At 66.5% G+C, this 13,647-nt stretch carries 12 protein-coding genes and 2 pseudogenes; 9 read left to right on the forward strand and 5 right to left on the reverse strand.

Annotated elements, in window-relative coordinates; translation table 11 throughout:
* Window positions 1–63: 63 nt before the first annotated feature.
* A complete protein-coding gene (locus tag ACWGIU_RS03170; RefSeq protein ID WP_453701938.1) occupies window positions 64–1,716 on the reverse strand; it encodes an FG-GAP repeat domain-containing protein in 1,653 nt (550 codons plus the stop codon).
* A 470-nt stretch (window positions 1,717–2,186) separates the two neighbouring features.
* Between ACWGIU_RS03170 and ACWGIU_RS03175 the strand changes: the two genes are divergently transcribed.
* The 3 genes from ACWGIU_RS03175 to ACWGIU_RS03185 are packed head-to-tail and all read left to right on the forward strand — an operon-like array spanning window position 2,187 to window position 3,797.
* Window positions 2,187–2,987, forward strand: coding sequence for a transposase family protein (locus tag ACWGIU_RS03175; protein ID WP_453701939.1), 801 nt, complete (start codon window positions 2,187–2,189; stop codon window positions 2,985–2,987).
* Between the two features lie 25 nt (window positions 2,988–3,012).
* Entirely contained in the window at window positions 3,013–3,324 is a 312-nt protein-coding gene (locus tag ACWGIU_RS03180; protein WP_453701940.1) for a hypothetical protein, read from the forward strand.
* A gap of 32 nt (window positions 3,325–3,356) precedes the next feature.
* Window positions 3,357–3,797 carry a hypothetical protein gene (locus ACWGIU_RS03185; RefSeq protein ID WP_453701941.1) on the forward strand — a complete coding sequence of 147 codons (441 nt, stop codon included), beginning with the start codon at window positions 3,357–3,359 and terminating at the stop codon, window positions 3,795–3,797.
* On the opposite strand, the gene ACWGIU_RS03190 is transcribed toward ACWGIU_RS03185, so the two are convergent.
* The gene (locus ACWGIU_RS03190; RefSeq protein WP_453701942.1) at window positions 3,693–5,666 is read right to left on the reverse strand and encodes a hypothetical protein; all 1,974 of its coding nucleotides are present in this window, start codon (window positions 5,664–5,666) and stop codon (window positions 3,693–3,695) included. The genes ACWGIU_RS03185 and ACWGIU_RS03190 overlap by 105 nt on opposite strands.
* Window positions 5,667–5,742: 76 nt before the next feature.
* Between ACWGIU_RS03190 and ACWGIU_RS03195 the strand changes: the two are divergent.
* The 4 genes and pseudogenes from ACWGIU_RS03195 to ACWGIU_RS03210 form a co-directional block, all read left to right on the forward strand.
* Window positions 5,743–6,206: pseudogene (locus ACWGIU_RS03195) on the forward strand (IS5 family transposase); the annotation flags it as partial.
* 2,055 nt (window positions 6,207–8,261) lie between these two features.
* Window positions 8,262–8,465 (forward strand): hypothetical protein, encoded by a 204-nt coding sequence (locus ACWGIU_RS03200; RefSeq protein ID WP_453701943.1) that lies wholly within the window; start codon window positions 8,262–8,264, stop codon window positions 8,463–8,465.
* Between the two features lie 68 nt (window positions 8,466–8,533).
* Entirely contained in the window at window positions 8,534–8,665 is a 132-nt protein-coding gene (locus ACWGIU_RS03205) for a hypothetical protein (protein ID WP_453701944.1), read from the forward strand.
* Window positions 8,658–8,862, forward strand: a pseudogene (locus ACWGIU_RS03210) (transposase); the annotation flags it as partial. The gene ACWGIU_RS03205 and the pseudogene ACWGIU_RS03210, both read left to right, overlap by 8 nt.
* 297 nt (window positions 8,863–9,159) lie before the next feature.
* Here the strand turns inward: ACWGIU_RS03210 and ACWGIU_RS03215 are convergent.
* Together ACWGIU_RS03215 and ACWGIU_RS03220 are read right to left on the reverse strand one after the other, a co-directional pair.
* Window positions 9,160–9,603, reverse strand: a complete 444-nt coding sequence (locus tag ACWGIU_RS03215) for a DUF4279 domain-containing protein (RefSeq protein ID WP_453701945.1) — start codon at window positions 9,601–9,603, stop codon at window positions 9,160–9,162.
* Entirely contained in the window at window positions 9,600–11,429 is a 1,830-nt protein-coding gene (locus ACWGIU_RS03220) for a polymorphic toxin-type HINT domain-containing protein (protein ID WP_453701946.1), read from the reverse strand. The genes ACWGIU_RS03215 and ACWGIU_RS03220 overlap by 4 nt, the downstream gene beginning before the upstream one ends.
* 363 nt (window positions 11,430–11,792) lie before the next feature.
* Between ACWGIU_RS03220 and ACWGIU_RS03225 the strand changes: the two genes are divergently transcribed.
* On the forward strand, window positions 11,793–12,605 hold the full coding sequence (locus tag ACWGIU_RS03225; RefSeq protein WP_453701947.1) for a tetratricopeptide repeat protein: 813 nt from the start codon (window positions 11,793–11,795) through the stop codon (window positions 12,603–12,605).
* A gap of 306 nt (window positions 12,606–12,911) precedes the next feature.
* On the opposite strand, the gene ACWGIU_RS03230 is transcribed toward ACWGIU_RS03225, so the two are convergent.
* The gene (locus tag ACWGIU_RS03230; RefSeq protein WP_331747018.1) at window positions 12,912–13,220 is read right to left on the reverse strand and encodes an immunity 53 family protein; all 309 of its coding nucleotides are present in this window, start codon (window positions 13,218–13,220) and stop codon (window positions 12,912–12,914) included.
* 104 nt (window positions 13,221–13,324) lie between these two features.
* Between ACWGIU_RS03230 and ACWGIU_RS03235 the strand changes: the two genes are divergently transcribed.
* The gene (locus ACWGIU_RS03235; RefSeq protein WP_453701948.1) at window positions 13,325–13,474 is read left to right on the forward strand and encodes a hypothetical protein; all 150 of its coding nucleotides are present in this window, start codon (window positions 13,325–13,327) and stop codon (window positions 13,472–13,474) included.
* The last annotated feature ends 173 nt before the right edge of the window (window positions 13,475–13,647 follow it).

Raw genomic sequence — 13,647 nt, forward strand, 5'->3', positions numbered from 1 at the left:
TAGGAACGTGGAGTGCCGACCGCCGATAGCGCGGCCCTGTCGGCTGTGAGGGCTTGGGGTTGCTCAGGGGGTGACGGGTTGCCAGGTGAGGTTCGGGCCGGTGTAGGGGGTGGTGAGGGGGGTGCTGGTGGCGTTGATCTGCCCGCCGGGTGCGGTGGCGGTGGTGCCGGCCGTGGTGGTGATGTCGTTGGCCTGCTGGTCGGCGACCGTGGTGGTGAGCGACGCGCTGCAGTTGAGGCTGGCGCCCGGATCGAGGGTGTCTGCGGGGCAGGTCACGGTGGTGGCGGGGTTGTCATCGGTCACGATGACCTTGCTCAGGGGCGTGTCCCCGGTGTTGGAGACGGTGTAGCTGTAGTCGATGGCCTGGCCCGGCGCGGTGAACTCCGTATTGTCCGAAGCCAGGGTGAGGGCCAGGGCCGACAGATGGACGATGACGTGCTCGCTCGTCGCGGTCGTGGTCTCCTCACCGTCCATACCGGTGGCAGTGGCCTGATTCGTGACCGACTTCGCTGTCACGTCACTTTCCGTTACGGTATGGGTCGCGTGGCAAGTCGTGGACTGACCGACCGCAAGCTGGTTGGAGCCGCAACCGACCCCGGCAGTGCCCGGGTCGGCCACCTTCACACCGGTGAGTGCCACGTTTCCGGTGTTGGTGACCGTGTACCTGTAGTTGAGGACGTCACCCACCTTGCGGAAGTCTGCTTCCACAGCAGACTTCGTCACCGACAGGGACCGCACGGGCGGCTCGGTCTGGTTCAGCAACACCGACACGGTGTTGTCGTTGGCGTTGGCGACGGCCAGGTCGGGCTTGCCGTCGGCGTCGAGGTCGCCCACCGCCACGTATTCGGGATTGGCTCCGGTCGGGAAGTCGGACTTGGGTCCGAACGTACCGTCCCCATTGCCCAACAGCACCGACACGTCATCGTCATCGGCGTTGATGACAGCGAGGTCGGGTGTGCCATCCCCGTTGAGGTCGCTCGCCGCCACCGAGTAGGGGTAGGCGCCGGTCGGGAAGTCGGTCTTGGGCCCGAACGTGCCGTCCCCAACACCCAGCAGCACCGACACGGTGTTCTCATCGCCGTTGGCGATGGTGAGGTCGGCCTTGCCGTCGGCGTTGAAGTCGGCCACCGCCACGGAGATGGGATAGGTCCCGGTCGGGAAGTCGGTCTTGGGCCCGAACGTGCCGTCCCCAACACCCAGAAACACCGAAACGCTGTCGTCGTAGGCATTGACGGTGACGAGGTCGGGCTTGCCGTCGGCGTTGAAGTCGCCCACCGCCACCGAGAAGTTGCCGCCGGACGCCGGGGAGTCGGTCGCGGGCCCGAACGTTCCGTCCCCAACCCCCAGAAGAACCGACACCGAGGAGCTACCGGAGTTGGCGGTAGCAAGGTCGGCCTTGCCGTCGGCGTTGAAGTCGCCCACCGCCACCGAGCCGGGATTGGCCCCGGTCGGGAAGTCGGTCTTAGCACCGAACGTTCCGTCCCCCACGCCCAGCAAAACAGACACGTTGTTGCCGAAGTAGTTGGCCGTGACGACGTCGGCCTTGCCGTCACCGTTGAAGTCGCCCACCGCCACCGAGAAAGGGGCGACACCAGTGGGGAAGTCGGTCTTCGGTCCGAACGTGCCGTCGCCGACGCCCAGCAACACCGACACGCTGTTGTCGCCGTAGTTGGCGACGGCCAGGTCAGGCTTGCCGTCACCGTTGAAGTCACCCATCGCTACCGCCCAGGCGAGCGACCCGGCCGGGTAGTCGACCTTCGGAGCGAATTCAGGAGGCGGCGCATCGGCCCACGTTGCACCTCCAGACGCCAGGGCGACAGCGAGCGCAGCCGCAACGGCCGGCAGGACCCGCTCGACCCCGGCACCCCGGCCCCGCGCACGCCGATTGGTTCGAACAGGCGGCAGGACACGCCCCCACACACCATCAGGCCGGTTCATCCGATTCCACACTCCTCGTCAACCAGAGCTCCCACGCAGCTCCTCCCACGCAGGGTGATCACAGCCTCGGCCCGACTCGAGCACACGTCCGCTGACCGGGCGGCGGGGCGTCCCAGCTCCACCCTTCCGGCGGCACACCCCCCGGCAAAATGGGCTGCTTGGAAGGAAGCCCGCTCCCGGGCAAGCGCCGAGCACGCCGCCCGCCTAAAGGTTGTTGCAGAACGTCCGTGATGGGGCCTTCCCCTTGTATGGGTGGGGTGTTGCGGGCTGAGTCGTTGTGGGTGGAGACGTTCACCGGTCTGCGGATGGGCCGGTTCGAGAAGCTCGTGAAGGTGGTGCGGGAGCGGGGCGGTAATGGTCCCGGTGGCGGCCGTCCGTGGTGCCTGCCGTTGCCGGACCGGGTGCTGCTGGTGGCCGTGTACTACCGGACGAACCTCACGATGCGCCAGCTCGCCCCGCTGTTCGGGGTCTCCCCGGCCACCGTCTGCCGGGTCATCCAGCGTCTGCGGCCCTTGCCGGCGTTGGAGCCGGCCCCGCGGCCCGTCGCCGATGACGAACGGCTGTGGATCGTGGACGGCACCTTGATCCCGGTCCGCGACCGCGCAGTCGCCGCCTCATCCCGTAACTACCGGTTCTCGGCGAACGTGCAGGTCATCATCGACGCGGACAGCCGCCTGGTCGTCGCGAGCGCCCGGCCGGCACCAGGCAACAAGGCCGATGCCCACGTCTGGCGGGAGTCCGACCTGCCGGCCGCCGCGGGCGGGACGACCGTGATCGCGGACGGCGCCTACCTGGGCACCGGACCGATCGTCCCGCACCGCAGACGAGCCGGACGCCCCCTCCTGCGCGGCCAGGAGGAGGACAACGCCGAACACCGCAGGATGCGCGCCCGCGTCGAGCACACCTTCGCCCGCATGAAGAACTGGCAGAAACAGCCCCCGACCAGCAACAACACACCCACATCGCATAGGTGCCGACCGCGCAGTGCGCGGCGCTGGGCCGTCGACACATTCCGACAGCGCGAGGTCGCTGGGGTGATCGAGTGTTGATCAACTGAAGCTCTAAAATAAGGAGTTGGCGGGAGTCCCGCAGGAGTCCCGCTTCCGCGAACCCGTCGTACGACAGCCACGGGGCTGGTTCAATTTCGGTGTGGACGAGCTGACAGCACATCCCCTGGCCCGGGCCCGTGCCGCCCGGAACATGACCCGCGTCGATCTCGTGCGGGGAATCCGGGCAGCTGCGCTCACCCAGGGCCTGCGCTCTGGCGTCGACAAGGCCAGGATCCGTAAATGGGAGGTTGACGGGGTCACACCCGACCGGACATCCCAGAAGTACATTGCGGCCACCCTGGGCCTCCCCATCACCGCTGTGAATCGGTACAACTAGCGTGGCCTGACTGGCTGCCCAGTGGAAGCGACGTGGTCATCCCGCTCGGCCCCACCAGCACCGTGCCAGCCCTCCGAGAGGCTCTCCGAACCACCATGGACCGAAATCGCCGCAACCTGCTGACCGCCGTCGTCTCCGGCACCGCCCTGCTCTCCTTGGCAGGCAGCTGGGCCACCAGCGATGCCTCGGCTCGACACCAGCCCGTCGCGGGAAAGCCCGTCGACGATGAGCTGCTCAGCCTGCTCGAAGACCACAGCACCCAGCTCACGCGCATGGCCACAGAACAGCGCCAGCACACCGCGCCGCTGCTGGACGCGCACCTGACCACCGTCATCAACGTGCTCGAAGGCCGGAGCATTGACGAAGAGTCAAAGGGGGTGGACATATTCGGCGAGCGCGTCGAGGGCTACTTGGGGCCGGATGCTCACGCTGGCCAGGCCAGGGAATCCGCCCCACTTGAGGCAGTCTCGTAGATGGTCGAGGAAGGGGACTGCTTCACCGTTCCCGCGATGAAGCTCCGCATCGGCGAAGGTGCCAGGGAGACATACCGCGTCCCACGGCTCAAATGGTGCAGTCTCGGGCCACACCTTGAACGACATGGGAGGGCTGATTCGTAGGTAGTGCGGGGTACTGATTAGGCCGCACTCCTCCTCCTTGGAAGCCCGCAAGGTTTCCGCCTCGGCGATCGCGAAGTCGATCGGAATGATTACAAGAGGGTCGAAATTAGCGAGATATATGAATGGATACTCTTCTGAGACGTCGACGAAGTCGGGCTCGTCGTCGGGCTCGTCTTTCAGGGAGGAGAAGAAGGAGTCCTGGTTGCCTGACAGGTCGACGGCGCCCACCGTGAGATAGAACGCGCGCAGCGAGAGGGGCAAGCGGATGCCGAGGAGACGCTCGAGTTCTGCAACGCGGGCAGGTGCGTTTGGAGCAGGTGGAACGAGGACGCTTGCTGGCGCGTTGAATGGGTACGATTCGGCGCGCAGCTTTTCAACGATTGCTGCAAGGCTGAGCCGCACTCGCTCCATCGTCTCGGTGGCAACGGCCTCAGCCTGCGTGGCAAGAGCTGTCAGCGGCTCCGGATCAAGCATGCGCAACTCCTGCCAGACGCCTTCGTGGTCGCCGGCACAGTAACGGTGGAGGAGGTCGCCTGTGGCTTTAACCGGCCTCCGGGCCGCGGTTCGCTCGCTCTTCTTTACGCGCGTCGCGGCCTCAGTCACCATCGTGGGATCGAGTTGTCGGAGGAGCGTACGCGCCTGGTCGCCAAGTGCGCGGTTTTTCAAAAGCCGGAAGCACCTCTCGATCCAGCGGGGCTCTGCGACCGCCCGAGATGGTGTGAGTTTCTCGAGCACAGTGCTCGCTGACACCATCCTGGCGTCAGCGGCCCGGAGTCCCTCCTCCGTGAACAGCGGCGTGAACTCGTCAAATGCCCGCGAGGGGCTGACGCGAAGGAGCGCTTCGGTCGCGATAGCCTGTCGCTCGCAGCCGTGATAGTCGTTGATCGGTACGCCTTCTATGGTGAATGCGGAGGCCGCTGCGTCGAGGGCGTCCGGGGTGCCTATTTCGAGCAGGCTCAAGCCGGCAGAAGGAAGAAACGCATATTGCCGGGCGAACAGATCACGCAATGCAGGAACGGCGGGTGCATAGGATGTGGCAGCGAGTCTATGTGTGAGCCATATCGCCAGGCCTCCGTCATGGCCGCCTGCCTCAGTAAACCACCGGGTCTTGATGAGCACGTCAAGAAGTCCAGCACCTTCACGGAGCGCAGGATGCCCGCTGAGGAAATCTGCGCATTCGGCTTCGTGGAGGCGTATCTCGCCTGCACCCACGGCGACTATGAGGTCGCCTATCGGCATTCCCGCGAACTTGTCTCTCGGGACCTCGCTCGGAGACAGAACCCTGCGACGCAGCATGTCGAGAAGAATGCTAGAGGGAGCCGATTCAGGCTCTCGCTTTATGATTTTTTGGGCGCGTCCTCGCACAACAAGTTCGAACGGGACACGGTTGTGGCTGAACGTGAACCCACCGAGATCGATCTGCAGAATCTCGAGGGCATAGGACATCGCCCGTGAAGGAGCGACGACGGCGAGTACCTCGATGGATGCATCGAGCGCATCGGGGCTGCCGGCCGCGAGCGCAGCCATGAACGCCTTGCCCGTCGGGTACCGCTGGATCAACGGGCAGACACCTCCAGTCCATGTGCGGCCATCGTAGGATTCACCGACATTGACGTTGGTGCGCTCCGCAGCCATGCGCAGCCCTGTGGGTGCGAACGCCTCCAGCCCGTGGACGATGCGGGAGAGGACATCATCGATCAGGGCGGTTGGGTCGGTCTCTGTCATCAAGCCTCCACCGTTCTCTGCCAGCCTGTCACCCTCGTCACAGTCTCTACTAACTGATCCTTTCAGGCCTTGAAGGGGGGCTCACACCGGACCTTCGCCGGTCGATCGCGCCCGTCCGGGCAGCAAGCACCACCTGATCACCGACCGCCACGGAACACCCCTCGCCGTATCGCTGACCAGCGGAAATCGGCACGACGTGACGCAGTTGATGCCGCTGCTGGACGCGATCCCCCGCATCCGCGGCCGACGCGGCCGCCCCCGTCATCGTCCGCGCCGGCTGTTTGCCGACCGCGGCTACGACTACGACAAGTACCGACGCCTACTCCGCGCCCGCGGCATCACGCCGAAGATCGCCCGCAAGGGGACCGCCCACGGCTCCGGCCTGGGCAAGACCCGCTGGTCGTCGAGCGGACCTTTGCCTGGCTCCACCAATTGAAACGCCTACGGACCCGTTACGAGATACGCGCCGACCTCCACCTCGGACTGCTCCAACTCGCCTGCAGCACCACCTGCTTGCGCCGACTCCGAACCTCAGTCTGAAAGGATCAGTAAGAGCTCGTAACAGGATCTTGTTGAACGCCCTGGTCGGGCGTAACCGGTGTGATGACTCGGCCGTTCGTGAGTGTGTGAGCACTCGACCGTGGACCGGGGACGACGTGTGGGCACGGGTGAGCCTCTGCTGCCGCCCTGGCCGATGAAGTCGCCAGGGCCTCGGCCGGTAGCGGACCGATTGTGCCTGCTGGGCATCCTGTACGTGCGGCAGGCGGAAGCGGCAGCAACGCCCGCACCTCGACCGTGCGGGCGGCCCCTCCCGCACGGCGGCTGCTGTGGTGCCCATAATCGCTGATGTGGCCATCGCGAGAGCCGCGACGGTCTGGACGAGACGGCCTCTACGGCGCTGCATCAGTTGCTTCTCCTGTAAGCCGAAGCGCCCAAAACGGGCACCAGCGTCATTGTCGGCTCAACGGCTTTCCCCCCTGGCTAGTTGTCGCGAGCGAGTCGCTACTCTGATCGCTTCCCCGGGGACCGGGCATGGTAGCCATTCCGGTAGTGGGCGAAGGTTGAACGATGCTGGGACCGGCTCCCCGCCCAGACGTCGTCGGACCCTGCGGCCGGCCCCCCGGTGGTGGATGCCGATGTTCCCGTGGCCTACGTCGCTGGAAGGGAAGTCAGTCGCAGGCGCAGCTTCTTGGAGACGAAGTGCAGGTGGAAGCTGGTGTCCATCAGTCCCGCGAGGTTCCTGCAGACGACGGAGAGATGGCCCGGCCGGTCCGGGTCTGGCACCGACGCGCGGCAGAGGGCGGTGGAGGCGTTGGCCGTGGCGCGGTGAGATACGCCTCGCCGACCCCGGACGCTCCCGCCAGGTTGACGCCACGGGTGTATCCGACATGGACCCGGGTGCCGCCCGGAGCCATGTGCCCGGTAACCGCGTCCCGGCAGGTCACCGAGATCTGCCGGACCGGACCCGCATCCCCAGGGATAGCGCCCGCCCCGTCGTTCCGCACACCACGTCCGGGATCCGGCCGGTACCGGCCTCGGCGATGGGGGCGAGGGCGGTGACGGCGAACGACTCCGGCTCCGTTCCCGGCAGATAGGGCAGATCGAAGGTGTACAGGCCCGGCGACGGGTGGGTATAGGTGACACGCGTGGCACCGCCGTGTCCTGCGGTTCGGCGATCCGCCAGTCGGAGGACACGGCACCAGGCGCGGTCGCGGCGGTCACCAGCGCTCCGTATGCCGCGCCGCGGGCGTTGTACGCGATGGTGAAGCGGCGGTCGGCCGGACGCCTTGCGCTGTCGAAGCAGGCCACGTCGATATGCAGACCCGGGTGACGGCTCGGGGTGGTGCCGTCGAAGGGCATGCAGTTGCCGTCGGTCATCGCCCGCACATGGAGGCCGGCGGTCCGATCGGTGCCGAGGTGGGGACCGGAGAAGAAGACGGAGTACCGCCCCGTGGCGTCGTGGCGTACATGCGCCATGTCGAGGGTGACGCTGCTGTGGACAGCCGTCGGTGACAGGTCGGTGTACACGCCCGCCGGCTCGTTGCCCGCCACGACGGCGAAGACCGACACGCGCGGAGGGGGCGCCGATCCCGCCGCGGCGGCCGGAGCGGGAAGAGACACGAGCGAGCGCGCTCGCCACGACGCTCGCCGCGACGGCGAGGTGAGCCGGCGAGCGCCGGAACGTGCTGTAGAAGTGCATCGGTGAATGAATCCCTGTCTGTGGGGTCGAGGGGGGGTGGGGTAGCCAGTCCGTTACGGCTGCCCGGTGCCGCGCCCCCGGCGAATCACGAAGAGTCCGCGTCATGGAAGCGGCAGGCACGGCCCGTCGGCGGTGCGCCGGATCCCGAAGCCGCCTGCGCAACCCTCGCCACCCGCGGAAGGCGGCAGGTCACGGCGATGGCCCGGCCCACCGGGACAGGCACACCCTCGGACCTGAGCCCACCTGGCACCGCGCGTGCGCCTGGGCCCTGGGTGTCCCCGTCCCGCCTGCGCAAGGGCCAGAGTAGCGACTGCTCAACTTCCGTGTGTGGACCGGAACGTCGGCCGGACGAAGCTGTGGCGCGCCGTGCGCCAAGGCTGGCAGAGGCATACCGGATGGCGACCTCGGACGAGGATCGCGCAGCCGTCACGATGGAGCGCACTCAGAATCTGTGCTGGGGCACCGGTGAGCTGGAGCGGGCCCTGGTTGTCAACGTCGAGGCCAGTCGCGCATCACCGATCCGGGCTGGCCGTCGGGACGCTCTGGGTGTGAACGAAGGCGCCATGCGCGGCCTGATGGCACAGGGGCTCATCTGGTAGGAGCCGGACCCGCACGACCGCCGCGCCGTCCAGCTCTTGCCGACCAGAGGGCCATGCAAGGCATGGCCATGATCGAGCAGGCTTGGGCCGAGATCTTCGCGGACTCCCAAGCGACGCTCTCCCGGGACGGACGCACTGCACTGTCCGCCGCCGGCCCGGCGCTGCACGCGCTGGCCTCCGCCCTCAGAGGCACGCGATGACCTGCAGGAATACGTCGCCGTGAAACTCGAGGACCCCGCTGAATTTTTGATCACCGACGACACGGGGTTTTTCAAGAAGGGCACTGTCTCGGCCGGAGTGCAGCGCCAGTACTCCGGTACCACCGACCGCACCGAGAACTGGCCAGATCGGCGTCTTCGCCGCCTACGCCTCATCCAGGATCCAGGCACTGGGGGACAGTGGAGCGGAGTGGGGTGTACCGCCCCACGACAGCCGCGCCCCACGTATGCACCACCCCAGGACAGTGATCCTGCCTGTCCTCAACACCCCCGCCAGCGGAGACACCATGACCTGACATACCGTCACCCCCCACCGACACCACCCAGCACATCGCAGCCGGGCCATCCGCGTGCCCAGCACCGACCCCGAGCAACCGAAACGGCCCGCCGAAGAAACCGACGGACCGTCACGAAAGATCGAAGTTAGGGGCGCACCGTCCAACGACGTCGTACACACCGACAGGGAGCCCCAACCCCTACGGGATGGCAGCGTCCGGTTCGTCGCCGCACTCGTGATAGACGTACTGATCGATATCGAGCGATGCCTTGGCTGCCGCGATCCAGGAAAGCAGGTCGGCTCCGAGGAAAATGCCCTTTTGCTGTGGGTCGTCCAGGTCCCTTATTTCCTGGACGATTTCCAGGGTGACGACAGCCTCCCCTGAGTCTACGAGTCGACCGAGGGCGGCAGCGAGATCCGTACCCCACCCGAGGACCACCGGCTCCATGTCCTCCGGCCGGGCGTCGCCTCCCTTTGTGCTGACGTGCCGGATCCAGGTCGCGTGGGACTGCGGTGGAGACTGGGGACGCCTGCGGCTTCCGATTGACGTCGACTCGTCGGGCTCCGCTCCCACCCTCATGGAGATTTCCTCCGGCTGCAAAGACTCGCTGACCACTCTGAGATACATGCGAAATGTGCTCATGGCCGGTACTTGTAATTCGTCGGAACCAAGATCTTGCCGTCCTTGCTGACGAGGATGATCCGATTGTCGGCGTCACGCATGGCATCGAATCGCGACATCATGTTCTTCCCGACCCAGTCGGCCTTGAAGCTGTGCGGGTCCTCGCCGAGACTCTCGAGGGCCTTCTCTAGTTGTTTTTCCTTGAGCTTCACCAGCGAACCACGATTGATGGCCGCGGCGTCGGGGATGGCACCGGGGATGAAGTCGCATGAAGCGTTGTGCACGAGCACCGGCGTCGTGCCGGCCAGCACATAGTAGGTGTGCAAGTCGTTGACGGTCAGGTTGTAGGCCGGCTGGAGGTCCTTCCAGCGGGTCACTTTTTCGATCTCGACGGTGGTGCCGCCCGGGGTTCGCAGGGTGTCGCCGGTGCTGAGGTCGGCGGCGTCGGTCCACTGCTTACGGGTTTCCGACCAGAACGGGTGGTGGTCGGTGGCGGTAAGGGAACCTCGGCCGGCCTGCGGGCGCAGGGTGATGGAGGTGAAGTCCCGGTCGTCGGGGGTGTAGATCGTGGCCTCGACCCGGCGCGGACCAGTGGTCCCTGACGCGGGATCGGTCGCGAGGACGGTGTCGCCGATCTCGATCTGCTCAATGGGGCGGGTTGCGCCGTCGCCCATCAGCACTGGCGTACCGGCTGGGAAGCTGTCGCACGTCTTTGCGCCCTTGCGGGCCTTGCGGATGAGCTCGGGTACGAGCTTGCCGCCGACCTTGATCCAGCGCAGCACGACGAGGCCGCCCAAGGCGCGGTCGATGCCGCTCACCTGCTCACCGGTGGTCATGTCCTTGCCGGTGATGGCTTCGATGATGCCCTTGCCGTTGCCGACGCCGGGCAGCAGGTTGAGCAGCATGCCCATTTTCCGCTCCTGCTCGGCCAGTACCTCGGGCGGGACTTGGTTCAGGCCGAGAAGTGGGGCGATGTGGTCGAAGTTGAAGTCGATAAAGTTCGGCGCCACGAGGATCTGTTCGGCGGCCTTGGCGAAGCCGGAGACCGCCGTGTTCGTACCTTTCAGGCCCTCGTTCATCTGGCTCAGGCCCGCGTTGAGCTTGGTCATGCCCCGGTTGGCCTGGGTCAGGCCTTGGTTGATTCCGTCGATGCTCTGGTTGACATCGACCATGATGCCGTTCATCTCATCGAGGGCCTCGTTCATCTGGTCCATGCCCCGGTTTGCCTGGTCCAGGGCACCGAGGACGTCATCGATCCACCTACCGAGTTCTCCGCTCGCGACGACCTCCGGTTGGGGGGTTCCTGCCGGGAAGTACGTGGAAGCGGTGATCGCTGCGAGAAGCCCGGCAGAATCAGCTTGGGGGCCGGTGGCACGCGCAACCATGACCAGTTTGGTGCGGAGCGTGTCCAGGTTCGGCCTGGCGGCCTGGTACGTCTTGACGAACTGCTTCAGCACCTCCAGCTTCTTCTTCGGGTCCGACTCCGCGTCCGTGTGCGGGTCCATCACGATGAGGGGTTTGAGCTTCTTGAGCGCGTCCACCTCCTTTTCCAGCTCGGCGAAGGACGCTCCGCCGTCCTCCATCGATTCTCGGAACACATAGAGGAACGTGCCTACGCCGAGACCGATCTTCACGGACTTGATGGCGAATTCCTTGGCACACTTCGGCCGTTCCAGGAGCGGTAGCTCCCTGCACTTCGAGTACTGCGCCACCCGGGCGGCTATCTCCAGGAGGGTGGGCTCACTTTCGGGTGGCGGTACGGCTGCCGCAGCCGTGCCGCCCGCGCCAACGGTCAGACATAAGACGGTGAGAAGTGTGACGATTTTCTGTTTGACGTGCAGATACATGTGTTCCTTACAGCGCGGCCCGCAGGGACCGCGCTTCCCCTTGGTAGCAGAGCCACCGTTATTACTCGCGGAGAGCGCGTGGTCCCGGCCACCGTAAGCCGTTACCGCAGGTCGTGATCATCTACCGCGTCGAAGACGCGCCGAACGCATCCCGGCGGGCGCGGAACACACGGTCAACGACACCTCACGAGGAGCGGAACACCCTCCATCCAACCACTCCCCCAGTCCTGGGAATCAGCCCAACTACGCGCTGAGCGAGCGGAGCGGCTCCCGCACACGCATATGCACCCGTGACCAGTCACGCCGAGAGGTCCAGGCGCAGGGGCCCCGCAGTCACGGGCAACGAGGTCAGGTGCTCCGGGCATGAAACTCTTTCGGTGGCGCGGCCGCGGCGAAGCCGGTTTGGCCCAGGCCATGGCCCTGTATCAGGCGGGGCGTTATGCGGAGGCTGAGGCCGAGGCCCGCTCCGTGGCTGCGGCCCGGCCCCGGTCGCGCGACGACACGTACGCGCCGCTGGCACTGGGTATCGCCGCGCTCGCTGCGGGCGCTCAGGGCCGCCATGCCGATGCGGTCACCACATACGACGCACTGCTGCCGGTCTTCGGCAGGATCTTTGGCGCCGAACATGCGCAGACCCTCAAACTGCGCTCGGACCGCGCCCAGGCGCTGAGCTCACTCGCCCGGCACGCCGAATGCGAGGCAGAGTGCGCGGCCGTCGCCTGGGTCGCAGCCCGCGGCACTGGGCCGGACATGCCCCTCATGGCAACGGCCGCCCGCAACGGGCAGATCTACGCCCTTACCTCGCTGGGACGCCACCCGCAGGCAGAGGCGCTGGCACGCGAAGCACTTGCCACCCATCGCGCACCGGACCGCTTCACCCTGGTCCTGCGTCTCGGTCTGGCCCGCAGCCTCAATGGCCAGGACCGCCACGAGGAGGCTCTCGCCGAGGCCGAGCGCGCCGACGAGCTGCGCCAACATCTGCCCCAGGAGCAGCGCCGCCCGGAAACCGGCGCCGTCGAGCTGGCCACGGCCACCGCCCTCCTCGGCCTGGGACGTGGCACCGAGGCCCGCCACCTGGCCGCAGCCGCCCAGGACGCCTGCCTGACCACCTTCGGACCGGACCACCGACGCACCACCGAGGCCCAGACGTTGCTCGCTCGCATCGACAGCGCTTGAGCAGCCGCGCCGCCCGCATCGCCCAATGCGGGAGCGGCTCGACAGCGAACCCTGGACGGTCACGACCGTTCGACGCCATGAGGAGGCGCAAGGTCAGGGAATGCTTCTCCGGCGGGAGGGCGTCCAGCGTGGCGCGGGCATGGGCGGTGCCGGCGACGGTGTCACCGGCGCGGGCCAGCATCAGGCCGCGGTGCATCTCCGGCCTTGGGGAACATGGGTACAGCCGTTGGCGCTGAGATTGATCATCGGGTCTAGTGCTCTGACCGCATAGGTTCACCGGTTCCCGGTCTCCGGCTCTGCACTGCCTCAGGGAGTGGTTGTGGTGGCCCAGGCACGGAAAAGCGTAAGAGCCTCGCTGAGGTTTCCGGGGCCGCACGCGGCGTGGAAGGTCTTCTCAGCGGTCCAGGCCCAGACCCAGTCCTGCGTGCTGCGATTGACGTCCTGACGGGGGTACTCGCGGCCTTCCAGGTCCGTCTCCTCCAGATCAATTTCGACGGTCCAGCCAGGGTTGTCGAGCGTGGCGATCTTCACACCCCACTCGTGCTCCCAGTCGCCGTCGCACTGCTGCGCGTACCAGTCCTGCAGCCAGGCAAGAAGATGCTCTGAATCGCTCATGACAGGAGATGCTAAGCGAGTCGCGTATTCGGGCTCGAGCATGCGTGAACGGGAACCTGAGTGGTCACCGCTGGCAGGCCCTGCTTGCCTGCGTGCGTTCACTGGTGACGACAGCACTCCTGTTGGCCGCGTACTACCTGCTGCCCATGGACTCCGCCGTCACGCCCACCACCATCCTCGTGCTCGTCGGCGGTATCGCGGCCATGGTGGTGCTCCTGGCCTGGCAGATCCACACTTCCCAAGCGCTGTTCTGACCAACGACTGCGACCAACTGTCGACCATGCCTGGGAGCGGGGAAGGCGCCGATCGCGGGGCTGACGCTGCTGCACTATCGGGTACTTCCCAGTCCTTCCGCGAAATCGGAAGGAAGGGCGCGCGCCAAGAGGCGCAATGCGCCGCGGGGCAGGGAAGTTGACCGAGGCATGAC

It is taken from the genome of Streptomyces sp. NPDC054840, assembly GCF_053611065.1.

Bases quoted from the DNA above. Each gene is read 5' to 3' on its own strand.
- ACWGIU_RS03170 (WP_453701938.1), bottom strand. From the start codon at position 1,716: ATGGGTGACTTCAACGGTGACGGCAAGCCTGACCTGGCCGTCGCCAAC.
- ACWGIU_RS03175 (WP_453701939.1), top strand. From the start codon at position 2,187: ATGGGTGGGGTGTTGCGGGCTGAGTCGTTGTGGGTGGAGACGTTCACC.
- ACWGIU_RS03190 (WP_453701942.1), bottom strand. From the start codon at position 5,666: ATGACAGAGACCGACCCAACCGCCCTGATCGATGATGTCCTCTCCCGC.
- ACWGIU_RS03200 (WP_453701943.1), top strand. From the start codon at position 8,262: ATGGCGACCTCGGACGAGGATCGCGCAGCCGTCACGATGGAGCGCACT.
- ACWGIU_RS03205 (WP_453701944.1), top strand. From the start codon at position 8,534: ATGATCGAGCAGGCTTGGGCCGAGATCTTCGCGGACTCCCAAGCGACG.
- ACWGIU_RS03215 (WP_453701945.1), bottom strand. From the start codon at position 9,603: ATGAGCACATTTCGCATGTATCTCAGAGTGGTCAGCGAGTCTTTGCAG.
- ACWGIU_RS03220 (WP_453701946.1), bottom strand. From the start codon at position 11,429: ATGTATCTGCACGTCAAACAGAAAATCGTCACACTTCTCACCGTCTTA.
- ACWGIU_RS03225 (WP_453701947.1), top strand. From the start codon at position 11,793: ATGAAACTCTTTCGGTGGCGCGGCCGCGGCGAAGCCGGTTTGGCCCAG.
- ACWGIU_RS03230 (WP_331747018.1), bottom strand. From the start codon at position 13,220: ATGAGCGATTCAGAGCATCTTCTTGCCTGGCTGCAGGACTGGTACGCG.